This window comes from Nocardia sp. NPDC049737, from assembly GCF_040674755.1.
GTDB lineage: Bacteria > Actinomycetota > Actinomycetes > Mycobacteriales > Mycobacteriaceae > Nocardia.
Window position 1 is genome coordinate 170,592 of record NZ_JBFANH010000010.1, and the last position, 23,317, is coordinate 193,908.

Genomic DNA, 23,317 nt, shown 5'->3' on the forward strand with positions numbered 1-23,317 from the left:
TCCGAAGGCATGGCGAAGCACAGTTTGTGATGCTTGCCAGGCGTCAGCAAGCGGTTCATCGGCGGGGCATGCCTGCACTCGGACCGTGGATGTCAGGAGTTGCGCGGTGCTACCAGGCCGGATTCGTACGCGAGGACAACCAGTTGGGCGCGGTCGCGGGCGTGGAGCTTGGTCATGGCTCGGTTGATGTGGGTTTTCGCGGTCAGCGGAGTGATCACCATGCGCTCGGCGATCTCGTCGTTGGACAGGCCGTGCGCGACCAGGGCTACGGCCTCGCGTTCGCGATTGGTCAATTCTTTCAGCCCCGTGTCGGCGCCGGTGTCGAGTTGCTGGGTGACGTACCTGTTGATCAGTCGGCGGGTAATCGATGGTGCGAGCAGGGCGTCGCCGCGTGCGGCGACACGTACGGAGTGCAGGAAGTCTTCCGGCTCGATGTCCTTGACGAGGAATCCGGCCGCACCGGCGCGCAACGCGTCGAAGACGTATTCGTCCAAGCCGTAGTTGGTCAGGATGACGACGTGCATCCCGGCCAGGGTCGGGTCCGCGGCGATCCGCCGGGTTGCCTCGATGCCGTCCATGACCGGCATCTGAATGTCGATGAGCGCGATGTCAGGCAAGTATTGTCTGGCCAGCGCCAGGCCCTCGGTCCCGTCGGTGGCCTCGGCCACCACCTCTATGTCGTCCTCGAGGTCGAGTAGTGCACGGAATCCGCTCCGAATGAGCGGCTGGTCGTCGACCAGCAGGACCCGGATCATGACGTTCGGTCCACAGGGAGTTCGGCGTGTACGGAGAAACCGCCCGTGGTGCGCGGTGCCGCCCGCAGGCGACCGCCGAGAGCGGTGACTCGCTCGCGCATCCCGAGCAGCCCGACGCCGGGGACCGGCACGGTATCCATCGTGGCCTTGCCGTCGTCATCGACCCGTATGACCAGGGCGTCGGGACGGTAGTCGATCCGGACCGACGCCGTCGCGGCGGCGGCGTGACGGGCGATATTGGTCAGTGACTCCTGAACGATCCGGTAGCCGGTCCGGTCCACTGCGGTCGGCACCTCCTGGCGTTCTCCCTGGATCGTGAGCGTCGCGTCCAAACCGGTCGTGCGTACCCGTTCTACCAGTTCAGGGACATGGTCGAGCCCGTGCTGCGGGCTGTTGCCGTCGTCTCGTAGCGCCTCGAGGGTCGCTCGCAGTTCCCTGGCCGCCTCCCGACCGGCCTGCCGGATCGCTAGTAGCGCTTCCGGGACTTCTTCGCCTCGCTTGCGGGCCACGTGGACGGCGGCCTCGGATTGCACTTTGATGACCGAGATCTGGTGGGTGAGCGAATCGTGCAGTTCCCGCGCGATGTGCAGCCGTTCCTCGTCGGCGCGGCGCCGCGCGGTCGCCTCGCGGGTGCGCTCGGCTTCATCCGCTCGCCGTTCGGCTTGGCGCAGCGCTTCCCCCGCGGCGCCGGCCGCGATCAGCCAGGCCAATTGGAGGGCATCCCGGGCCTGCGTGAATGCCGCGCCCACGGGCCAGTCGGGGTGCGAGGCCAGCATCGCGAACGGGAGCGTAGCCACCATGAGCACCGAACCCGCCACCGCGACGAGGCGGTGTCCCGCTCGTACCGTGGCATACACGGCGACCAGATACGCGACGGCGGGCACCTCGAAACCGATTGCCTGGTAACCCAGTACGCATAACCCGGTCACGGCCAGTACGGTGATCGGAGCCCAGCGGTGCGCTGCCAGCACCAGACCGCCGATTATCAACAGCGTGTAGCCCAGCGCGTCGAGTTTCGTGGGCGGGTGTTGCCCGGACAGCGAGGTGACCAGCAGGACGGCAGCTACACCGACGGCGATCGCCCGGTCTCCGATCCCTCCGCTGCTCATGCGTGCAACCCTAGCCGGACAGTCGCGCGGGCAACTCCTGCTCGCGGATGATCGGCCGCCTACCGCGCCCGCGGTATTTTCTCGGCACTCTACGACGTCCGCAGCACTCTGCTACGGCAACGGTGGTAGCGCGAATTGTCTACGCCCGCAGGATGATCGGCGGTAGATCCAGCGGACATGATGAATCGACGTCCAGTCGTTCGACAAAGGAGCATCCCATGTCCGTCCGTCATCTGCCTGCCGCTGTGGCAGCCGCCATGCTCGCAGGTTTCGCACTTGCCGCACCGGCGGCCGCACAGGTCTCGGTCGAGTCCGCCGCCGCTACCGGCATGACCTCCGGGCGAATCGGGCCCTCCCTGACCGCGTTGGTGGCGCTGGCCGGTGTCGTCATCGGTGGGCTGGCGCTGGCCCGCTCCGCCAGTCGTATCGGCACCGGCAACAGGGGAAGAAGGGCCATTGTTGCTCTGGTGTCGGGGCTGATCGGCGTGGTCGTAGGTGGGGTCTTAGCGGCCACCGCCGACGGTGGTCCCGGCACCGGCAACGGGATAGTGGGGTCCTGGGCGGCCATGGTGTTGGGGCTGATCAGCCTGGTCCTCGGCGGCCTGGCGCTGGTCCGCTCCCGCCGCACCGCCTGATCGGTGTAGATTCGCGCGACTGCGGCGATCGTGCCCTTCGTGGAAGGTCACCGGGCAGCGGGCTGGAACAGTTCGACGAGGTTTCCGGCGGGGTCGAAGACCAGGATCTGTTGGCCTCCTGGGCCGGTGACGATGCGGTTGCGGAATGTCACACCGGCTGCCTGCAGGCGTTCGACCTCTGCGGCGATGTCGTCGACGATGAGGTGGATTCGGTTCCAACCACCGGGCTCGGGGCGGGCTCCGTCGGGCATCGGGCGGGCTCCGGAGCTGGTGGGTCCGCTCAGCGGTGACCGCGAACGTCACGAATGCCGACTCCTTCGTGACGCGATGGCATCAGCGCACTGGCCGGCCGCGAAATGGCGCCTGACCTGGACTCACCGGACTCGAGGACAGCCATTGGGGGAATCGCGGATAGCCTCCAGACATGGATGCCTTGGTGGTCCGATTGTCGCAGTTGGACGTGGAAGCGGAAGGCGCGCTGCGTGTCGTGATGTTCTACGACACCCTCATGCGCCGACGGGTGGATCTCCCGGCGCTCGCGCGGGCCTCGGCCGTCCTGGCCGAGTGTGTTACCGGGATTCGGCTGCACGGCACGGGACGAGTGATCCGGTGTGCACCCGACGGACAGGAAGTGTCGGGTCCGCCGCCGTCTGCGTCCACCACGGGGCCGATCATCCTCGACGAGGAGGAGATCGGCACGGTGTGGCTGGAACGCACCGGTACCTCCCGCTCGCTCGACGACCTGCTATTGGAGCGGCTCGCCATTGCGGCGGCGGCGGTCGTCGAGCGGTACGGACCGGCACGCACGACCATGGCCGATCCTGCCCTGGTCGAGCTGGTTATCAGCGTCGACAGTGACGAGGCGGCCAGGGCTCGGGCGTTGCGGCTCTTGGGTTTTGCCGCCGACCTGCCGGTGCGCGTCGTGGCCGTCCGGTCCCAGCTTCCGCTCGACCACGTCGGTGTTCTGATCTGTCCGGGCCGTCCGGTGAAGGCGGCACCGCTGGCCGACGTCGGCGTCATCCTGGCCACCACAGTGGACCCGGCTCGGTTTCCAGCAGGCGTACGCGCGGGCATCGGAGCGGCCGGTCGGCCCGACAGGTCCTGGCGGCAAGCCCGCACCGCACTGCGCTTCGCCACGGCACGTAGTCCGATTGTCCCCCACGACGACCTCGGAGCGTTGGCCTTGCTCGCGCAGGTACCCCAGGATGCCGTGCGCGACAACGCCGATGTCGCCGCGATCACCCGAATAGCGAGCACCCCGGAGGATCTGGAGACACTCGACGCCTACTGTGCCACCGGCTCGCTGCGTCGGGCGTCCGCGTTGTTGCACCTGCACCACAGCAGCGTCGCCCGCCGGCTCGAACAGATCGAAAAGATGACGGGTATCGAACTGGCCGAACCCACCGGACTACTACGGGCCAGGCTCGCACTCACGGCATGGCGCCTGCTCGACGAGTGACGTCGACCAGCAGCTATGCGGGGATGAATTCACTGATCACAAGCGTGCGAGCGGCGGCGTATCGGCCATAATTGCTTGGTGACCCCTTCGCCTGGATCTTCGATCGACGATAGCGCGGCCGCGTCGCCCCGACTGGCGGGTGCGCGATCCGCGGTCGGTAGTTTCCGCTTCTGGTTCGCCAGCCGCCGCTGGGAGTGGTCGCCGGAGGTGTACCGGATGCACGGCTACCGGCCCGGGGAAATCGAGCCGACCACCGAATTGCTATTGGCCCACAAGCATCCTGACGACCGCGAACCGGTTGCCGAACGCATCGCCCATTCCATCGATAGTGGTGAGCCGTTCTCCAGCCGCCACCGGTTCATCGACACCTCTGGTGGCGAACACAATGTCATGGTCGTCGCGGACCGAATTCTCGACGACGAAGGCCAACCGGTTGGCACGACGGGTTTCTATATCGACCTCAGCGCCACCCTCGCCGAAGCCGAACGTGAAGCGCTCGAGGTGCGTTTGCCGGAACTGATCGAGTCGCGTGCGGTGATCGAACAAGCCAAGGGCGTGCTGATGCGGCTGTACGGGATCAGTGCCGAGCAGGCGTTCAAGGTGCTCATCTGGCGTTCGCAGGAAACCAATATCAAGCTGCGCGTGCTGGCCGAACAACTGATCACCGAGTTGTGTACCTTACCCGCGCCCGAACCCGCGACCGTCGCCACCTTCGATCACATTCTGCTGACCCTGCACGAGCGCATACCCAAGGACTGACCGCATCCGATTTCCCAGCAGCGAGAGGTTGCGCCACCGATGCCGGGCGTCGGCGAACTACGGTGTGGCGGTGGTAGTGGAACCGAATGACCGGTTTGCTGGATTCGTTGTGCAGGCTCGGCTTGGTCATGGCGGTAGCAGCGATGTGTATCTGGCCGAGGATTCGGAACGGTCGCGGCCGGTATCGCTGAAGATTCTGGGCCCTGAGGACAGCCGGTCACCCGAGGCGCGAGCGCGATTCGTGCACGAGTTCGACATCCTGTCGGTGCTACGGCATCCCAATATCGTGCGGATGTACACGCACGGTGAAACCGACGGCAGGCTGTGGTCGGCGCACGAGTACGTCGCCGGCGCAACGGGTTCGACATTGGTGCCGATGCCGCACCGACATCCGGACCTGCGGCGGGTGCTACATGTGCTGGGCCGGGTCGCGGCCGGTTTGGATTTCGTGCACGCCAACGACATAGTCCATCTCGACGTCAAACCGGCGAATCTATTGGTGGGTGTGGACGATCCCGCGACGGTGAAACTTTCGGATTTCGACCAGGCCCGATGGCTGCACCGGCCGGAACCGCCCTTGGCCAGTAACGGTTTCGTCGTCGTCTCGGTGCCGTATGCCGCGCCGGAGCTGTTGCGGGCGGGCGCCGTATGCCCGGCGACGGACCAGTACGCGCTGATCGCTACCGCGATCGAACTGCTCACCGGCCGCCCGCCGTTCCCTCGCGGAAATCTCATGGCCACCGCGCAGGCCCACCTGCACGACGCGCCGCCGGATATCTCCGCGCGCCGACACTGGATCCCCGCCGAGGTCGACACGATCGTGCACCGTTCGCTCGCAAAGGATCCGAGCGCCCGCTACACCACCTGCACCGAACCCATCAGCCTGCTCACCGAGGCTCTCCACGCCGCCGCCGACACCCCGCCACGCAGTCCCTTCCGGAACCGCCTGAACGCCGCGTTCGCCCGATCGGCGCTTCGCCGGTAGCGATATGTATGTTCCCGCCGCGGCATACGGGATCGGTATGGGGTTGCGGCGCCGGTCATGACATTGACAGCGCTCGACTCGAATAAGTTCAATCCGAACGCGCCGAAATATTTCATTCAGCGGGGAAGGCGAAGTCACGGATGAGGGCCGCGAGTTCGAGGGGGCGGTCGCCCTGGACCGAGTGTCCGGCGCCGTCGACGATCGCGACCCGTGCGCCGGGGCGGCGGCGGAGCAGTTCCGCGACGTCGGCGTCGTCGACGACCGGTGAGCGTGCGCCGCGTACGAGCAGCAACGGTGCTTGTACGGCGGAGACGTCGTCCCAAAGGGGGCTGAAGTCGAGCGAGCCGTCGGCGGTCGGGCGAAGTCGGTCGTAGCGCCAAATCCAGCGGCCGTCATCCCGCTGGCGCGCGTTGTGTAGCACTCCGCGCCGCAGCGACTGGACCGACCGGCCCGGATTGTGTGCGACGGTACGCTCGAGGATCTCGTCGAAGGAGCCGAAGTCGGTGGGGCCGTTGACGAATGCGACTATCGCCGCGGTCTTGTGCGGGTTGTCGTTGGTGCCGGGGGTGACGTCCACGACGATCAGGCGGCGCACCAGAGCCGGGCGGCCCGCGGCGAGTCGCAGTGCGGTCAGCCCACCGAGGGACATGCCGATGACCGCCTTCGCCTGCGGCGCCACGGTTTCGACAGCGGCGGCGACCGCGTCGGCCAGCCGGTGTGGCGTGTACAGGTGATCTGGCCACCAGTCGGAATGGCCGTGACCGGGCAGGTCGAACGCGATGAGGGGGCGATCCAGCGCCAGTGCCACGGTGTCCCAGGTGTGCGCGTTCTGCGCGCCACCGTGCAGAAGCACCATCTCCGGCTCGCCGTCACCCCAGCGCAGGCCACTGATGTGGCGACCGGAGCCGATGTCGACCGAGAACCGTTGCACCTGTGGCGGACCGGACCAGGCCAGCCCGGCCTCGGCCGCATTCTCGGCGAACAGTCCGAATTCGTCATAGGTCGGTGTTGTCATCTGAGTTCGAAACCTGTTTGTCGAATATGGATTCAGCTGAAGTGGATGATCGAGAGCAGTCCCACGACCAGTGAGTACGTTGCGAACGGTAGCAGGGTGCGAGTTTGGAAGTGCCGCTCGAGGTAGCGCACGGCCAGCCAGGACGATGTGCCCGACACGATCGCGCCGACGAGAACCGGCCCTCGGATGCCGTCGGTTTCCGGTCCGAACAGCTCCGGTATTTCCACGATCCCGGCGCCCAGGATTGCCGGAGTGGCAAGCAGGAAGGCGAATTTGGCCGCGTGCGTGTGTTCGAGACCGCGCCACAGTCCGCCGACCATGGTCAGGCCCGCGCGGCTGAACCCGGTCAGCAGGGCGCCGGCTTGGGCGAATCCGATACCGACGGCATCGCGCGCCCCGAGGGCGGCCAGCCGCCGGTCCGTTTGGCGGGCTGGATGCGATGCGGCGGTGAGGGCGAAACGTCGCCCATATTCCGCCAGCGTCGGCTCGTTGCGTCGGCGCAGCCCCTCACCGATTACCAGCACGACGCCATTGAGAGTCAGGAAGATGGCCGCGTCGATGGGCCCCTCGAACAGTGCGTGTAGCAGATGCACGAGCAGCGGCCCGAGGATGGCGACCGGCGTGGAGGCGATCACGATCAGCCACGCCAATCGCTGCGGAACGGTATCGAGTTGCCTGGTGCGCAGCGACGTGACGAAACCGGAGAGTATCGAGCACCAGTCGCGCCAGTAATACCCGAGCAACGCCACAGCGGTCGCCACGTGTAGCGCGACCACGAACGCGAGATAGGGATTGCCTGCGCCGGAGTCGTTCTGGACCAATAACTTCCGCCAATCACCTCCCACCCATGCGGCGATCAGCACGGAGTGACCGAGGCTGGAGATCGGGAACAGCTCGGTGACCCCCTGCACCGCACCGATAACAGTCGCTTCAAGATAGGTGATCATCGCGGACGATTCTTGCATGTGCGCGACGGTCCTTCCGGCTGGGAGTATCACCTACCGATTTGTCCGAATACCGGTTGCAGCAGCACCTTTCGGGAGTGGGCTCGGACCCGGACTGTGCGACATCGTCCTGCGACATTCGCCGGATTCGCGCGGTTCGGCTGCGGGTGGGCACGACTGGAGTCCGCTGTGCCGTGATGGCCGGTACCGCTGGCAAGATCATGTACGGAAATGCCTGCGGTGCCCAGCAATTCGTCGGCGAGTGTCGAGCGAACTTCGTCCCCTAGCTCGAGGGGCGAGGTGCCTTCGGGCAGAGCGGGTTTCGAATTCGCGCGGGGAGGCTTGCGAGGATGCCGACGGTCTCGTCCAGCGCGCTGGGCTGTTGGGACCGGGAACAGCGGCCATGCGGCGGAATATTTTTGACCCGCCCGGCAACACACCGTGTTGCCGGGCGAGTTCCTTCCCCGTTCGCTGCGCGAACGCCGCCACGTCGCACAGCGCTGCAATGTTAGCCCAACTGGCACGCATATCTATGTCGCCACGCCGATGTCGGCGTGTTCGGCGTGTTGCATGCCGAACCGTAGACCGGACGAGGCGCCACTACTGCGCCGCAGCAGCTTCGGTTGCCGGAGTCGGCAGTCCGGCGAGGCGGTGCGGTGCCAGTAGGGATTTCACGGTTTCGGCTGGCAATAGGCCAAGCTCGGTGGCGATTTCCTCGACCGGGCGGCCGGTGTGCAAGGCCTGCTTCGCGATTCGGGCGCTGGCGGCGTAGCCGATGTGGGGGGTGAGGGCCGTGACTATACCGATGGAGCGGCGCACGCCCTGTTCCAGGTGGTCGCGGTGGGCAGTGATTCCCGCGACGCATCTGGTTGCGAGAGTGTCGATGGCGGCAGTGAGATGCGCGGTGGTGCGCAGCAGGCTGTAGGCGATGATCGGCTCGAAGGCGTTGAGCTGGAGCTGGCCCGCCTCTGCGGCCATGGTGACAGTCATATCGTTGCCGATGACCGCGAATGCGACCTGGTTGACGACCTCCGGGATTACCGGATTGACCTTGCCCGGCATGATCGATGATCCGGCTTGTACTGGGGGAAGGGAGATTTCCCCCAGACCCGTCGTCGGTCCCGAGGACATGAGCCGCAGGTCGTTGCAGATCTTGGACAGTTTGACCGCGACGCGTTTGACGATGCCGGAGATCTGCACGAACGCACCGCAATCCTGGGTGGCTTCGATGAGGTCGGCGGCCGAGGACACCGGAATCCGAGTGATGTCGGCGAGATGGGTGCAGGCCAGCGCCGGATAATCCGGATGGCCGTTGATGCCGGTCCCGATCGCGGTGCCGCCGAGATTGCATTCGCGCAGGAGCGCGGTGCCCTCGTCGAGGCGGGCGCAGTCCTCACGCATCATGATCGCGAAGGTGCCGAACTCCTGCCCGAGCGTCATGGGTACGGCATCCTGGAGCTGGGTGCGACCCATCTTTATTACGTCGGCGAATTCGATTGCCTTGCTGTCGAATTCGGTCGCTAGACGGCTCAATGCGGCGATCAGATCGTGGATGTGGTGCACGATGGCGAGCTTCACCGCGGTCGGGTAGACGTCATTGGTCGACTGGCCCAGATTCACATGATCGAGCGGATTCAGTTCGGTGTAGCCGCCGCGGTCGTGGCCGAGCAGCTCCAGTGCGCGGTTGGCGATGACCTCGTTGGCATTCATATTCGTCGAGGTACCGGCCCCACCCTGAATGGGATCGATGGGGAATTGGTCGTGCAATGCGCCAGCGCGGATCTCGTCGCAGGCCGCATCGATAGCTTCGGCACGGCGGGAATCGAGTAGGCCGAGGTCTCGGTTGGCGCGGCAGGCGGCCTGTTTGACGGCGGCGAGCGCGGTGATCAGTGCCGGGTAATTCCCGATGCGGTCGCCGGTGATAGCGAAATTGTCCAGTGCGCGCGCGGTGTGGACGCCCCAGTAGGCCTCGCGTGGTACCGCGCGGGTGCCGAGGGAATCGCGTTCGGTGCGAGTGCTTTCGGTCATCGGATTCCTGTTCAGTTTGATGTGTGCGGGATCGGCTGTGTCGCAGGGGGATTCGAGAGTTCGCCGAGCAGGTTCGTCGTCATCCACCGGTGCAACTCGCTACCGGACAGGCCGATCTCGACCAGGTAGCCGAGTTTCGCGAGCGTGGCCTCCCGGGTCATATCGCGGCCACCGATGGCACCCGCACCCCGCATGGCCCGGCCGGGTTGATAGCGGTCGAGATCGACTGTGCCGCTGTCACAGTGGGTGATGACGACGACGGGCGTCCCGCGTGAGGTGGCCGCACGTATGGCCTCGACTGTTGCTGAACCGTGCAGCGGTAATGTGCCCGAGCCGTAGCACTCGAGTACGAGTCCGCCTCGGTAGTGACGCAGTGCCACGTCGAGGAGGTCCGGGTGCATTCCGGGAAAGACGGTGAACAGGCCGACCGGCATGCGATCCGGGCGCGACTGAATTTCCGGCAGCCGGGGCGGCGAGGGTGGTGGTGTGTATTCCCGGACTGTGCTGAATCCGTCGTAGTCGTCGCACGCGCGTTTGCTGGCACGCACCGCGGGATGCAGCGACTTTCCGAAGGCGATAAACGTTCCGGAAACCGATTGGGCAGCAATGCTGTTCAACGCGAGCGTCAGATTGCTCCGTGCGTCGCTACCGGGAAGCCCCAGCGGGATCTGCGCTCCGGTCAGCACGACGGGCACCTCGATATCGCGTAGCTCGAATGCCATCCGAGCGCCCACGTAGGCCATCGTGTCGGTGCCGTGCACGACGACGACCCCGTCCGGCCGCCGCTCCTCGATGCCGGACCGGACCTGTCCGGCGATGCGGCGGGCGGTGTCGGCCCCGGCATCGGAACTGTCGATGACCTGGTCGAGTTCGGTGTAGCCGAACCGTACCGCGATACCGTTCTCGCGCTCGAATCGCGTGATGACGTCGGCGATTTCACTGTCCAGACCCTGGCGCGGGCGCAGTCCGTCACCGTGATCGACCATCCCGAATGTGCCACCGGTGTAGAGGATATCGACACTGATCTGCGAAACGCGTTGCGCAGTAGCGACCGAGGTCACGAGCTCTCCGATCCGGTGCTGGTGCCCTCCATCGGGGCGAGCACGTCAGGTTCCAACCGTCCACGCACCCGGTACCAACCCGCCACCATCGCGGCGATGACCAGCAGGAATGCCGCGAGCGTGATGCGCCCGATCTCGTCGTCGAAGAACATCAGCACGATCACCGCCAGCAGGAAGCCGAGGGTGAGGATATTGAGCACCGGAGCGAAGGGCAACCGGAAGGCGGGCCTGCGGTAGTGCCCCTGCTCGGCGCGGCGCACGAAGATCCAGTGGCAGATCATGATCGACGCCCAGGTGCCGACAATGCCGAGTCCGGCCAGATTCAGCACGATCTCGAAGGCCTTCTGCGGCATGACCAGATTGAGCACCACACCCGCGATGCCGACCACACTGGTGATCAGAATGCCGCCGTACGGGGCGCCATTGCGGTTCAGCCGCTGTGCGAAACGTGGTGCCGCGCCGGCCACCGCCATCGAGCGCAGAGTGCGGCCGGTCGCGTAGAGCCCGGCGTTCAGGCTGGACATCGCGGCGGTGAGCACCACCAGATTCATCACGTCACCGGCGTGCGGAATGCCGATCGAACTCATCACCGTTACGAAAGGACTTTCACTGGGGGAGTAGGCCGTCCACGGCAGCAGCAGTGTGAACAGGATGACCGAGCCCGCGTAGAACAGGATGATCCGCCACATGATGGAGTTCACCGCGCGCGGCACCACGAGCCGGGGGTTGTCGGCTTCACCCGCTGCGACGCCGATCATTTCGGTGCCACCGAAGGCGAACACCACACCGAGCGCGATGGTCAGCATCGGTGCAAGTCCGCGCGGGAAGAGTCCGCCATGATCGGTGATCGTCGAGATGCCGGGATCGTTCCCGCCGACCGAGGTGCCGGTGACGATGAATCCGATGGCCAGCCCCATGAATACGACAATGGTCCCGACCTTGACCAGCGCGAACCAGAATTCGAGTTCGCCGAACAGTCGCACCGACATGACATTGAGCGCGACGACGACCGTCAGCGCGATCAACGCCAGCACCCACTGCGGCACGTGGACGAAGAACGACCAGAAGTGTGCGTACAGCGCGACCGCCGTGATGTCGGCGACGAGCGTCGTCGACCAGTTCAGAAAGTACAGCCAGCCCACCGTGTACGCACCGCGTTCACCGAGGAATTCGCGGGCATAGGACACGAACGCCCCCGACGAAGGCCGGTACATGACGAGTTCGCCGAGGGCGCGCACCACCATGAATGTGAAGATTCCGCACACGATGTAGACGAGGGCGAGGGACGGTCCGGCGAGCGACATCCGACCGCTGGCGCCGAGGAACAGTCCGGTGCCGATCGATCCGCCGATCGCGATCATCTGCATATGGCGCTTGCGCAGCCGCTTCTGGTAGCCGAGGTCCCCGATATCGATCCGCGGTGCGGGCGTGGGGGTGGCGATCGACTGTTGGTCGTGGTGTTGCATCGAAAACCTTCCGTGGGCCGGATTCGGCCCCTGAGAAGTAAGGCTGTCAGGCTGTAAGACAGGTTGACTGTAATGGCGGTCACAGCGACTGTCAATGCCATACTGGGTCGCGTGACGGTCGAGGAAGGGTACGTGCAGCGCATCGGCGCCACCGAAGCGGTCTTTCGTCGGCTCAAGAGCCTCATCCAGAGCGACGATTACGCGGTGGGCGATCGCCTGCCCGCGGAACTGGCGCTGGCCAAGCAGTTCGGGGTGAGTCGGCCGGTGGTCCGTGAGGCGCTACATGCCTGCGCCATCCTCGGACTCACCGAAACCCACACCGGCCGAGGCACTTTCGTCGTCTCAAAGAACGCCGATACCCAGCCGACCTTCGCGGGCGTCGGGGCCGGTGACCTGATCGAGGCGCGCCGGCTCGTCGAAATACCGGCCGCCGGATTCGCCGCCGAGCGCCGCACGCCGGCCCAGGTGCACCAGCTGTTCGAAATCCTGGACAAGCTGGCCGCTGCCCCGGATGCGCACGAATGGGTGCGCTACGACGGCGAATTGCACACCGCGATCGCGGCCGCCAGCGGCAATACGATGCTGACCGCCATGGTCGCCGACACCCGCCGTGCGCTGGACCTGCAATCGGAGTTCTTGAATCTGACCCAGGACCGCCGCACCGACTCCGACCGCGAGCACGAAGCCATCGTGCGGGCCATCGAGGCAGGTGCGCCGGAGGCCGCGCGTGCGGCGATGACCGATCACCTGGAACGAGTCGCCGAAACGGTCGCCCGGATCGGCGCCTGAACGTCTCACCGCTGCAGATCCGGCGGCTGGTGTGTGCGCTGGATGGTGAGTGATGCGGCGAGCAGGCGGGAGTTGTGCGGGTCGGTGGGATCGATGCCGGTCAGCTCGGCGATGCGGCGAAGTCGATAGCTGAAGGTGTTGGGGTGCACATGGAGTCGTGCCGCCGCTGCCTTGCGGTCGGAGCCGTAGCGCAGATGTGCCTCCAACGCCTCCAGGAGATGGGGGTTGCTCAGCAGTGGGATGATGCGCTCGGCCAGCCGGTCACGGGCGTGGCCCGGCCGGGTGAGTTGGTATTCGAGCAGTAGATCGTCGAGTCGATAGGTTCCGGTCGGGCGGCCGAGTAGATGTGCGAGCGTTGCGAGCTCGGCCACTTCGGTCGCGGCATCGGGTAGTTCGGCACGTGCGACCGCTGGCCATTCGGCCAGATATGCTGCCGCACCGAATTGTTCGGCCAGGTCCGCCGCCAGCCCGGCATATCTCGTCAGCTTCGGTTCGTCGGAATACGCTGGAAGAAGGGCGATTCCGGTGGCTCCGTCGAAGGTCACCAGCGCGGTGCCGTTGCTGATCGTATCCAGGGTGCGGTGCAGGATCCGTATCCGTCGCCGGGCCAGTAGATCAGCGACCGAGGTGGGCTGGTCTTCGGAATCGATATGGATGCCGAGCACCGTATAGCGCTCGCTGAGCGGGGTATCGGCGCGGGCGGCCTGTTCATCCGCGGGTTGGCCGCGCAGCAGTGCCGAACACAGTTCGCGGCGGGCTTCCCGCTCGGCGTTATAGATGGATTGTTCGACCGCGGTGTAGGTCTCGACGACGATGATATTGATGTGCTTGAGCAGATCGAGCAGGCGTGAGCCGACTCGGACCAGATCGGCCATTTCCTCGGGCGTCGCAAGTGCGGCGGCTTCGGCAAGCACCGACTGCGCCGAACCGTGGATTGCCTCGATCAGGATCGAGAGCGGAAAGCGGTCTTCGGCATGCCGCTCGGCGACCGGTGCCACGAAGGTCGCGACCTCGGCACCGGTGAATTCGCGGTCTTCGCCGATGGCCTGCAATACGGCGCGGCCGCAGGCGTAGATGGCGGGCAGCACCTCCGCGGTGAAATGTCCTTCGGGCAGATCGGTCGCGGGCGGGGTCGCACCGAGGCCCTCGGCGAGCATGCGTTCGGAGATCTGCGGCCACCGGGTCAGTAGCCGGGGCACCAATGGGGCGTCTCGGGTGGCCGAGGTCGGGGCGATTGCCATGCGCCGATTGTTGCCGACGACAGTGCGCACTTCAACGTTTCGGTTTTCTCAACCAGAACTTTGTCGTCGACGACAAACCAGTGCGGAGTTTATTCGTCATGCCGTGTAGTGACGTCGTCTAATGACCGTCCTAGATTTCGAATACCGCGTAATCACAATGGCGGCCATCACATTTCGATCGATCTGTGACCCATGGCATAGCGACCGGCGTGGCGCGGAACCGATCGGGATGGGAAGTACGAAATGTTTGCAATGAAGCAACGCGGGTGCCGTACCTTCGCGGGTGCCGCCCTCATCGCTGGACTGGCCGTGGCGCACGGTCTCGGGATCGGTGCGGCGGGCGCGGAGCCCGCCGAATCCGATCAGCAATTCCTCGTCGAACAAATCAACGCGGGGCTGGCGCCGGCTCCGGACGGGCGCCAGCCGCGGGCGATCGTGGATACCGGAAGTGGATCGGGCTGGGCCAAGAGCATCGCATCCAATACCGTCGGTGAGGGGCCCGAAATGACCGCGGCTCTTGCGGCTTTCGGGTACGGTCTCACGAACCCTGACGCCGCGCCCGCGGGTTCGAACCGGTGGGACTGCGAGCCGAGTGCCGAACATCCGAACCCGGTGGTGCTACTGCACGGCACCTGGCTCAACGCTTTCGACACCTTCGCCTATCTCTCGCCGCAGTTGGCGCGGGCGGGATTCTGCGTATTCGCCTTCAATTTCGGGCGATCGGGACTGATGGACGGTGGCGGAATCGGTGCGTTGCTGCCCGGTCGCTACGGAGTCGGGCCGATGGCCGAATCCTCGCGCCAGCTGGCGGATTTCGTGGAGCGGGTGCGCGCGGCCACAGGGGCGGAGAAGGTCGATATCGTTGGTCATTCGCAGGGTGGGACGGTGGCGAATCAGTACCTGAAATTCGACGGAGGTGCCGATAAGGTCGGCAAGCTGGTCACTTTCGGTGCGACACACCACGGCACGTCGTTGATGGGCATCGCGTTGCTGGGGCGGGCCATCAATAACCTCGGTGTGAATATCCTCGGTTTCTACGAGCCGATCGTCGGGCTGTCGAATATCGAACAGGCGGTGGGGTCTTCGTTCTACGCACGGTTGAACGCGAACGGCGATACCGTGCCCGGTGTCGATTACACGGTCGTCGGGTCGCGCTACGACGAGGTCACCAATCCGTACAACTGGACGTTCCTGCAGGCGGGGCCGGATGCCGCAGTCGACAACATCACGCTGCAGGACGGCTGCGAACAGGATCTGTCCGACCACCTGACCATGATGTACTCGCCACGTGCGGCTTCGATCGCCCTCGAGGCTCTGGATCCCGCGCACCATTCGAGCCTGGACTGCAGCTTCAACCCATGGCTGATCGGAGGTGGCGGCGCCCTCTGAGTTCGACCGATGCACCCTGCCCGAATCGGCCGAGCCGGGCAAGACGCGGACTTCCCAATCTCGGGAGGTTTGACGACCTGAGTGAAAATTGACTGCGCCACTGTCCGTCTTCGGGTCCACGCGAATCGGACCGTGGTTACGGGTCAGCACACCCGGTTGCACCTGACCGCGGTAACGACACAGCAGGAGACCTCGGTGAATCAGCGGTCGCGGTTCGACCCGGGCGCACTGCAGGCGATGGTCACCAGGTTGGAACGCCTCATCGTCGAAGCCAACCGAACCGTCGTTGAGCTCAAGGCCGCGATCGAATTCGCGGAGGCGGAGTCGGTTGGTGCGTCCGAAGAGGTGCGGTCGGGAGCGGTATCTGCGGAGGTGCTGTCGGCTGCGGCGTCTGCGGAGGTGTCGTCGGGTGCGGTATCTGCGGGGGTGTCGTCGGGTGCGGTATCTGCGGCGGCGTCGGACGTGGCGGCTGTGGAGGTGCGGTCGGGTGCGGTATCTGCGGAGGTGCTGTCGGCTGCGGCGTCTGCGGAGGTGCGGTCGGACGGTGCATCGGCGAAGGTGCGGTCAGCAGCGGCATTCGCGGCGGCGCAGTCGGATATCGCGCATTTTGCGATGCACTCGGACGTTCCGCCTGTTGCGGTGCATTCGGATATCACATCTGCGTCGGTGCGCCCCAACAGCGCATCAGGTCAAGCGGCGACAGACCAACACACCGCGAGTCGACACCGCCCATTCGTCCGTGAGCCCGCACCAACTCCGTGGTCCCGTCGCACAGTGGACACTCCGTGGTCCCAACGCACGGTCCGCCCACGCCCAGCGAAACCGAAGGCACCCGCCGCACCCTCCACATTCCCTGGGTCGGAACCGCTCCCATTCGCGACCTCTGTCCCACCGATAATCGAGCGAACCCCGCCCCGCCAGCCCACCACAGTCCACGCGGGCCCAGCCGGCGCTGTGTCGACACCGACAGGTCCGCCGAGCGACACCGTGCAGCCGGCGCCAATTCGACCGACGACGGATGTTTCAGCGCCGGAGGCAGTTTCGCCACCGGTGAATATTCGGCGGCCAGGCCCAATGCCGCTGTCGACGGATGCCGCGGAGCCCATCGCAGAGGCTGTGCCGATGGATGTAGGGGAGCCCGCGCTACGGGTAGAAGTTGAGGAGCCCGAGGCTCTTCCAGTACCCGTGGATGTGCGGGAACCGGAAACCGCGGCGCCGCCGAGTGGTCCACTGGGCGATACCGCGAAGCTAGAGGCGTTTCGATCGTCGCGAGATGTTGCGTCGGAAGTAATTTCGCCTCCAGAGGATGTTCGTCCGCTAACAGCCCTCCCGCTGTCGGTGGACATTGCGGAGCCGGCGGCGGCGCTGCCCATGGACGTAGGCGAGTCGGAGGGTGCGCCGCAATCGCTGGATATTGTGGAGCCCGCGACCGTGGCGCTACCGGCCGATGATCGCGAGCCGGAGGCAGCACCGCTACCGGTCGACGTTTCGGAACCCGAGACGCAACGACCACCGGCGGAGATCGAGGCGCCGACGGCTTTGCCGTTGCTGGCGGATGCAGCCGAGTCCGCAGCGGTTGGGCCATCGGCAGATCTTGGGGAGCCCGATGTTCTGCCCCTATCGGTCGACATCTCGAATTCCGAGTCTGTGCAGCCGCGGGTGGATAATCAGCCGCCCAGGGCAGTGCCATTGCCAGCGGATGTCGCCGAGCCCGCGGCGGTGCCGCTACCGGCGGATGCTTGGGAGCCCGGGATTCCACAGCTACCGGTTGACGTCCAGGAACCACCACTGGCGGCGCCCGTCCAAGAACCTGACTCGGCATCGCGGCCGGTCTGCGTTCAACGACCAGAGTCGGTGCCCGTGCCGGTCTATGCTCGAGAATCCGAGGTGGCGCGGCCGCAAGCGCAGGAGTTGGAGCCGGAAACTGTAGCGTTCCCGGTCTACTTTCAGGAATCCGAGACAGTACAACTCTCGGCGTATCCCGATGTCGAGATGCCTTGCCCCAGTGGGGAGTCCGTTGATTCGGTGACCTTGACGACCGCTGTCGAGTTGGCGGCGCAGCATGGTCTGGACATCATTGGATTCGATGGGCCGAATGTCGACACGTATGTTGTCCGGGAGGTGACCGCGGCGGTCGTCGATATGCTGACCAGGTATCCGATTGCCTTGCGCGGCATACGGATTACCGATCCGGACGATAGTGCGCCCGCAATAGGCGGGCCGTCTCCGGCGCTGCCGCAGTCGGATGCGTCGGCGATTTGGATGGTGCTCGATGGTGGGGCCTTGGCGACCTTGGTTCCGGAAGCCGGGAGTGCGCGGCCGCGCAGGTGGTTGCGGCGGCGGCGCAATGCCGATCGGCCGGTGTATGCCGCGGTTGTGCGCGAGTACGGTTGTGCGCTCGATGTCGCGGGGGACTTTCGGGCCCGGCATGAGGCGCAGCGCCGACTGATTACCGAATCCCTGCGTGGCAGTGCGGGTCTCGCCTACAACCCATTGGATCCGAGCCTCGCCCTGCTCGATGCGTTCACCGATGTCGCGCTGCACGGGGATCGGGCGGGGAAGTTGGCGAAGGAATTGCACGACATGCTGGTGAAAATGGCGCGAGCCGAGTCGACTGATCTGTCGGCCTGATCCGACCAGGGCCGGGCCTCGACTTGGGCGGGTTCACAAGTTGGGTGACGGTCGGCTTGTGTGTTGACGGAGTCTTTGATCGCTGACCCGCGGTAGCCACCGGATTGTTCGTTACCGTCATCGCGTTCGATTGCCCGCGTTCGGGAGGATCAGCTGTGACGGAGATCGGGACACGACGATCAGACGAGCGGACGGGCGGTGAATTCGGCGCGTGGCTCGCCTTCGCCGGTTGCCTCATCGCGGTCTTCATGCAGATGGTCGATGTGACGATCGTCAATACCGCACTGCCAAATCTCACCGCTGACCTGCGGGCCTCGCAATCGGCGCAGGTGCTGGTGGTCTCCGGCTATTCGCTGGCCTTCGCGTGCACCCTGCTGACCGCGGCGCGCATCGGTGCTATCTTCGGCCGTCGCACCGTATTCCTGGTCTCGGTCACGGCGTTCACCGCTGCCTCACTGTGGTGCGGAATGTCTACCAGCGCAACTGAATTGGTAACCGCGAGAATCGGCCAGGGCATCGCGGGTGCCGGGATGGCGGCACAGACGATCGCCATCCTCATTGCGAGCTTCCCGCCGAATCGACATCAACAGGTGTTCGCGCTATACGGCGCGACCGCCGGATTCGCCGGAATGCTCGGACCGATCCTCGGTGGCGCGCTGGTCACCGCTGATATCGCCGGACTCGGTTGGCATTCGATATTCCTGATGAATCTGCCCGTCGGCGTGCTCGCCTTCGTCCTCGGCTTCAGATATCTGCGGCTCGGCAGGCCGCCGGAACGCGATCGCATCGACCTGGGCGGGGTAGCTTTATCTACGGTGAGTCTGTTCGCCCTTCTTGCCGCGCTCGCCGACATTCAGCAGAACGGTTGGCGGCCATGGCCTTTCGGCGTAATCGCGGCAGCATTCGCGGTCGGCGCGGTGTTCTTCGCCTATGAGCGCAGGCTGGTTCGGCGTGGCGGCAGTCCGCTGGTGCGCGTGGATCTGTTCGCCGATCGTGGCTTCGCCATCGGTGCGGCACTGGTGGCGAGCTTCTTCGGCCTGTTCACCGCATTCGTCTTCACCGTATCGATCACCCTGCAGGAGGAACTGCACTGGTCCGCACTGCGCACCGGTGTGGCGATGACACCGTTCGCACTAGGTGCGGGCGCTGGTGCCCTCGCCTCGCTGCTGCTTGTAAGGCGGTGGGGAGTAAGGGCACTCGCATTCGGCATCGCGATGTACGGATGCTGCGTGGCGATCGGCGCGGCTTACCTGCGGATCTCCGCGGGCGAGGTGAACCTCGCCCTGGCGCTCGGCCCGGTTTTCATCGCGGGATTCGGGGTCGGTCTGTTCGGCGTGCAACTGCAACCACTGATGCTGGCGGGATTGGAGCAGCGCCAAATGGCCGAGGCATCGGGCCAGCTGCCCACCATCGAGCAGATCGGCAATGCGGTCGGGCTGGCGCTGCTCAGCGTAGTGTTCTTCCGCACTCATACCTTGGACGGAAGCATTGCCATGCTGGCCGCCATCGCGGTCCTCGCGATTGCGATGGCGGTGCCGACTCTGGCGTTGCCGGCACCGTCGCAGGAACCCGCATAAGGTCAGGCCGAGCCAGTGGTGCCCAGCGGAGATGGTTCGCCGGGCTCGGATCCGATGAGCAGTCGTTTGAGGATCTTTCCGGTTTCGCCGCGGGGGAGCGCGTTGAGGAAGGTGACATCGCGCGGTACGGAAAAACGGCTGAGCCGGTTGCGAATATAGGACCGGATCATATCCGAATCCAGTCCCGCGCCTTCGCGTTTCACCACGAAGGCGGCCAGACGCTGCCCGAATTCGGTATCCGGGACACCGACCACGGCGACCTCACTGACCTGCGGCAGATGCGCGAGTGCCTCCTCGACCGGACGTGGGAACACGTTCTCGCCGCCGGAGATGATCATCTCGTCATCGCGCCCCGCAATGAACATGCGGCCCGCCACATCGAGATAGCCGAGATCCCCGGTGTCGAGCATGCCATCGGCTTCTGCGGGCGGCGCCGAGTTCACATAGCCGTCGAACAGCATGTGGTTGCCGACGAAGATGCGCCCGGTGACGCCGATCGGAACAGGACGTTGATCCGGACCCAGCACCGCGACTCTCGTGCCGAGCGGCGGTCGGCCCGCGGTGGTCGGTGCGGTGCGCAGATCGTCGGGGGTGGCAATGGTGGCCCAGGAGACTTCGGTGGAACCGTAGACGTTGTAGAGGATCTCGCCATAGGTATCCATGAACCGTAAGACCGTCGCCCCTGCCAGCGGCGCACCGCAGCTGATCACGGTGCGCAGACTCGACGTGTCGTAGCGTGCACGCACAGCAGTGGGCAGATCGAGGATGCGATTCACCATTGTCGGCACGACGATCATGCTCTCGACCTGGTGTTCGGCCACCAGGCGCAGACAATCCTCCGCATCGAACCGCTCCGGCAATACCACCGTTGCACGCAGCGCAGTACTGAGCTGCAGCCCAGCCAGCCCCCAGGTGTGGAAGAGCGGAGCCGGGATGAGCATCGCCGCATCCATCGCGAGCGGAATCCGCGACAGCAGTGCCGCGATGGTGCCGAAACCCTTCGGATGGGGGCGGCGCGCGCCCTTCGGAGTGCCGCTGGTTCCCGAGGTCAGCACGATCAGCCTGCCAGGCTGTGCCGGCATGCGAAATTCGAACTGCCCCATCGCGATCAGGTCGTCGATGGTGGATCGACCGGGTACCGGCGGTCGGCCGTCGGTATTGAAGCGGTGCAGATCGGTATGCAGATAGCGGACCAGTTGCTCCAGATCGCCGTCGACGAACAGTGCCGAAAGCCGGTGGCGCTGCACGATTTCCTCGATGCGCCGCCCGGACAGCCCCGCATTCAGCAGTGCCACATCGACCCCGAGTTTTCCGGCGGCGACCATGGTTTCGACCATGCCCGCATGGTTGCGCGAGAGCAGTCCCACCGCATCACCCGACGCGAGACCCAGGGTAGCCATGGCCCCGGCGAGCGCATTCGTGCGCTCGTGCATCTGGGCGAAGGTGCGGGTACCGGAGTCGTCGACGACGGCGATCCGGTCCGGTGAATACGCCGCCCCCGCCGCATACCCGCCCGCCATATTGAATCCCCACTTCGTCAGGGAGCGAGCCTGTTTGATGCTGGTCGCTGGATTGGTGGGTCGCGCGACGCCGGTGCTCATGATCTGCTTGGCCACACCCACCTGTCGCCGCAGCGGCGAATTCTCGGCATTGACCAGCACCGAGTTGTGCGCGCCGCGAATGACATCGACCGCGTGCTGTAACCCGCTGTTGACCCACGTCATCACCTCGGCATTGGACTGCTCCGGCAGCGATGGATGCATCCGGCCCGGCGCGAACAGGGTGATGACGATCTTGGTGCGCTCCTCGTCGCCGCGCAGGCGGACCGAGGCGAAACTGCCGGTACCGAGGCACTCCAATTCGAAGCTCTCGTACCAGCGGCACACCCGCAACCGCACCTGATGGGTGCGTATTCCGGATTCCGGCGTGCCGACCCGCAATTCCAGAATGCCGTTATCGGTACGGGATTCCACGCGTTCGCAACCGCCGATGCCGGCGAATAACCGTGGATAGGTCTGCGGTTCGAGCAGCAGATCCCAGAGTGCTTGCCGGGCGATCGTGAATTCCGCGCCCACATCGATGATGTCGGTAACCAACTCATGCACTTCTCGTCGGCCGGTTCGAACAACTCGGGTCGGCGGTAACCCCTATAGACGCAAGTATGCGAGGCCTCACCCGTGTTGCCCACCATTCACTGCGAAGTTGGGTTCGCGCCCAACCGGTGACCGACGCCTATGTGAATGGCCCCAATGATCATCAGAATACGCCCGCCGCGTCCGGCGCACCCCACCTGGGATGGATCACAACGCCTGCGTTAGCCAATGATGTTGTGCTCCAATAGGATTGTCGAAATGTTCAGGCATCCCTAAGCTGAGAACACATGGTGATCACCGGGCACCGTCGCCGACACCGTGTCTCGAATACTTCGCACGCGCGACACCGAGGCCGCAGTCGGTGCCGCTGGCGCAGCGGTGTTCGAGGGCAGGTCGCGCTCATCGGTTCGGGTAATCCGATCCTCCCCGGATCTGCGTGGGCGCGTCCTGCCGATGATCATGATTCGCCTACGTTCCGAAGGCGAAGATCGCGCTGGCCAGAGTCAGGCAGTACCAGTAGGTGTAGAGGAGGTAGGTGGTGTGGTCGGCACGGCGCTCGCGCCGCCGCAGCACGCGGTAGGCGATGACCAAGGACAGCAGCGCCGCGGCCACTCCGATCAGTGCCGCCGGGGTCGGTGCGTTCCGATAGATGAGGAAATGCATGGCAATCGGATAGATCGCGAATGCGGCCGCGAAGAACCGGCGGCAGGCCATCTCGCCGAAAACCACTGCCGCGGTGCGTCTTCCGACAGCCAGATCACCGTCGATATCGCGCAGATCTTGCAGGGATACCAGCACACTCAGTGGTATGGCGATCGCCGCGATCCAGGTCCAGGCCGCCGGGGTCAGGGGAGTCACGATCTGCCAGGCGGCCGCGAGTTGGGCGATCGTGCCCGCGACCATCGCCGCATTCTTCCCCCACAGGGCGCGTGCACCGCCGAAGTGATTGTGGAAGGCCCACGCCACAATCCAGAGCACCGTCCATTCCAGGACCCGCAGTGTCGCGCCCAGCACAAGGAAGGCGGCAGTGGCCCAGACCAGCCGCCACTTGGCACCCTGCGGGGTGACGAGTCCGACGACGAGCGGTCGGTGCGGCTTATTGCGGCGATCCTCCTCGATTCCGGTCAGCTGGTTGGAAAGATTGAAGGTGTAGATGTAAAGCCAGAAATAGACCAGACATTCGGCCAACACCAGCGGCAGTGACGCGATACCGGCCCGAGTGCTCATCCAAGCCGCGACGGCGAAAGTCGTCGCGGGCACAACGGTTGCCGTCAGGTCGCCTGCGCTGAACGACCAGCAGATGTGGAGCTCACGCAGTAGGCCGCTGGTCAGCGCGCCGGCCGTGCGGCACGCGGGCGCTTCGGCGGGTGCCGCCATGTCT

The 23,317-nt window shown here is 65.3% G+C and carries 20 protein-coding genes; 8 read left to right on the forward strand and 12 right to left on the reverse strand.

The features are described 5' to 3' along the window. Positions 1-92 precede the first annotated feature (92 nt). Positions 93-755, reverse strand: a complete 663-nt coding sequence (locus AB0J47_RS15960) for a response regulator transcription factor (RefSeq protein WP_364345930.1) — start codon at positions 753-755, stop codon at positions 93-95. Next, a complete protein-coding gene (locus AB0J47_RS15965; RefSeq protein WP_364345932.1) occupies positions 752-1,864 on the reverse strand; it encodes a histidine kinase in 1,113 nt (370 codons plus the stop codon). Before AB0J47_RS15965 ends, AB0J47_RS15960 begins: the two co-directional genes overlap by 4 nt. Positions 1,865-2,082: 218 nt before the next feature. Between AB0J47_RS15965 and AB0J47_RS15970 the strand changes: the two genes are divergently transcribed. After that, positions 2,083-2,499 carry a DUF6223 family protein gene (locus AB0J47_RS15970; protein ID WP_364345934.1) on the forward strand — a complete coding sequence of 139 codons (417 nt, stop codon included), beginning with the start codon at positions 2,083-2,085 and terminating at the stop codon, positions 2,497-2,499. 47 nt (positions 2,500-2,546) lie between these two features. Here AB0J47_RS15970 and AB0J47_RS15975 read toward each other — a convergent pair whose 3' ends face one another. Beyond that, complete coding sequence (locus tag AB0J47_RS15975) at positions 2,547-2,783, reverse strand: VOC family protein (RefSeq protein WP_364346097.1); 237 nt, start codon at positions 2,781-2,783, stop codon at positions 2,547-2,549. 140 nt (positions 2,784-2,923) lie between these two features. Between AB0J47_RS15975 and AB0J47_RS15980 the strand changes: the two genes are divergently transcribed. The 3 genes from AB0J47_RS15980 (at position 2,924) to AB0J47_RS15990 (ending at position 5,702) form a co-directional block, all read left to right on the forward strand. Further along, a complete protein-coding gene (locus AB0J47_RS15980) occupies positions 2,924-3,958 on the forward strand; it encodes a helix-turn-helix domain-containing protein (RefSeq protein ID WP_364345936.1) in 1,035 nt (344 codons plus the stop codon). Positions 3,959-4,060: 102 nt separating this feature from the next. Further along, the gene (locus AB0J47_RS15985; RefSeq protein WP_364346099.1) at positions 4,061-4,717 is read left to right on the forward strand and encodes a PAS and ANTAR domain-containing protein; all 657 of its coding nucleotides are present in this window, start codon (positions 4,061-4,063) and stop codon (positions 4,715-4,717) included. A 70-nt stretch (positions 4,718-4,787) separates the two neighbouring features. Then, positions 4,788-5,702: a serine/threonine-protein kinase gene (locus AB0J47_RS15990; RefSeq protein ID WP_364345938.1), complete on the forward strand. Its 915-nt coding sequence runs from the start codon at positions 4,788-4,790 to the stop codon at positions 5,700-5,702. Positions 5,703-5,814: 112 nt separating this feature from the next. Here the strand turns inward: AB0J47_RS15990 and AB0J47_RS15995 are convergent, their stop codons facing one another. The 5 genes from AB0J47_RS15995 to AB0J47_RS16015 form a co-directional block, all read right to left on the reverse strand. Further along, a complete protein-coding gene (locus tag AB0J47_RS15995; protein WP_364345940.1) occupies positions 5,815-6,717 on the reverse strand; it encodes an alpha/beta hydrolase in 903 nt (300 codons plus the stop codon). Between the two features lie 32 nt (positions 6,718-6,749). Then, the gene (locus AB0J47_RS16000) at positions 6,750-7,682 is read right to left on the reverse strand and encodes an undecaprenyl-diphosphate phosphatase (protein ID WP_364345942.1); all 933 of its coding nucleotides are present in this window, start codon (positions 7,680-7,682) and stop codon (positions 6,750-6,752) included. Between the two features lie 579 nt (positions 7,683-8,261). Next, positions 8,262-9,689 (reverse strand): aspartate ammonia-lyase, encoded by a 1,428-nt coding sequence (locus AB0J47_RS16005; protein WP_364345944.1) that lies wholly within the window; start codon positions 9,687-9,689, stop codon positions 8,262-8,264. Positions 9,690-9,700: 11 nt separating this feature from the next. After that, positions 9,701-10,750: an asparaginase domain-containing protein gene (locus tag AB0J47_RS16010; protein ID WP_364345946.1), complete on the reverse strand. Its 1,050-nt coding sequence runs from the start codon at positions 10,748-10,750 to the stop codon at positions 9,701-9,703. Then, on the reverse strand, positions 10,747-12,216 hold the full coding sequence (locus AB0J47_RS16015) for an amino acid permease (protein WP_364345948.1): 1,470 nt from the start codon (positions 12,214-12,216) through the stop codon (positions 10,747-10,749). The genes AB0J47_RS16010 and AB0J47_RS16015 overlap by 4 nt, the downstream gene beginning before the upstream one ends. Positions 12,217-12,327: 111 nt before the next feature. Here AB0J47_RS16015 and AB0J47_RS16020 point away from each other — a divergent pair, with 111 nt between their 5' ends. Beyond that, entirely contained in the window at positions 12,328-13,005 is a 678-nt protein-coding gene (locus AB0J47_RS16020) for an FCD domain-containing protein (protein WP_364345950.1), read from the forward strand. Between the two features lie 5 nt (positions 13,006-13,010). Here AB0J47_RS16020 and AB0J47_RS16025 read toward each other — a convergent pair whose 3' ends face one another. Continuing rightward, entirely contained in the window at positions 13,011-14,246 is a 1,236-nt protein-coding gene (locus tag AB0J47_RS16025) for a helix-turn-helix domain-containing protein (protein ID WP_364345952.1), read from the reverse strand. Positions 14,247-14,498: 252 nt separating this feature from the next. Between AB0J47_RS16025 and AB0J47_RS16030 the strand changes: the two genes are divergently transcribed. After that, positions 14,499-15,635, forward strand: a complete 1,137-nt coding sequence (locus AB0J47_RS16030; RefSeq protein ID WP_364345954.1) for an alpha/beta fold hydrolase — start codon at positions 14,499-14,501, stop codon at positions 15,633-15,635. Positions 15,636-15,835: 200 nt separating this feature from the next. Here the strand turns inward: AB0J47_RS16030 and AB0J47_RS16035 are convergent, their stop codons facing one another. After that, positions 15,836-16,312, reverse strand: a complete 477-nt coding sequence (locus AB0J47_RS16035) for a hypothetical protein (RefSeq protein WP_364345956.1) — start codon at positions 16,310-16,312, stop codon at positions 15,836-15,838. Between the two features lie 1,183 nt (positions 16,313-17,495). Between AB0J47_RS16035 and AB0J47_RS16040 the strand changes: the two genes are divergently transcribed. Then, positions 17,496-18,266, forward strand: a complete 771-nt coding sequence (locus tag AB0J47_RS16040) for a hypothetical protein (protein WP_364345958.1) — start codon at positions 17,496-17,498, stop codon at positions 18,264-18,266. Between the two features lie 155 nt (positions 18,267-18,421). After that, on the forward strand, positions 18,422-19,843 hold the full coding sequence (locus tag AB0J47_RS16045) for an MFS transporter (protein WP_364345960.1): 1,422 nt from the start codon (positions 18,422-18,424) through the stop codon (positions 19,841-19,843). A 2-nt stretch (positions 19,844-19,845) separates the two neighbouring features. Here the strand turns inward: AB0J47_RS16045 and AB0J47_RS16050 are convergent, their stop codons facing one another. Beyond that, positions 19,846-21,939: an AMP-binding protein gene (locus tag AB0J47_RS16050; RefSeq protein ID WP_364346101.1), complete on the reverse strand. Its 2,094-nt coding sequence runs from the start codon at positions 21,937-21,939 to the stop codon at positions 19,846-19,848. A 465-nt stretch (positions 21,940-22,404) separates the two neighbouring features. Beyond that, positions 22,405-23,313 carry a UbiA family prenyltransferase gene (locus AB0J47_RS16055; protein ID WP_364345962.1) on the reverse strand — a complete coding sequence of 303 codons (909 nt, stop codon included), beginning with the start codon at positions 23,311-23,313 and terminating at the stop codon, positions 22,405-22,407. Positions 23,314-23,317: the final 4 nt, after the last annotated feature.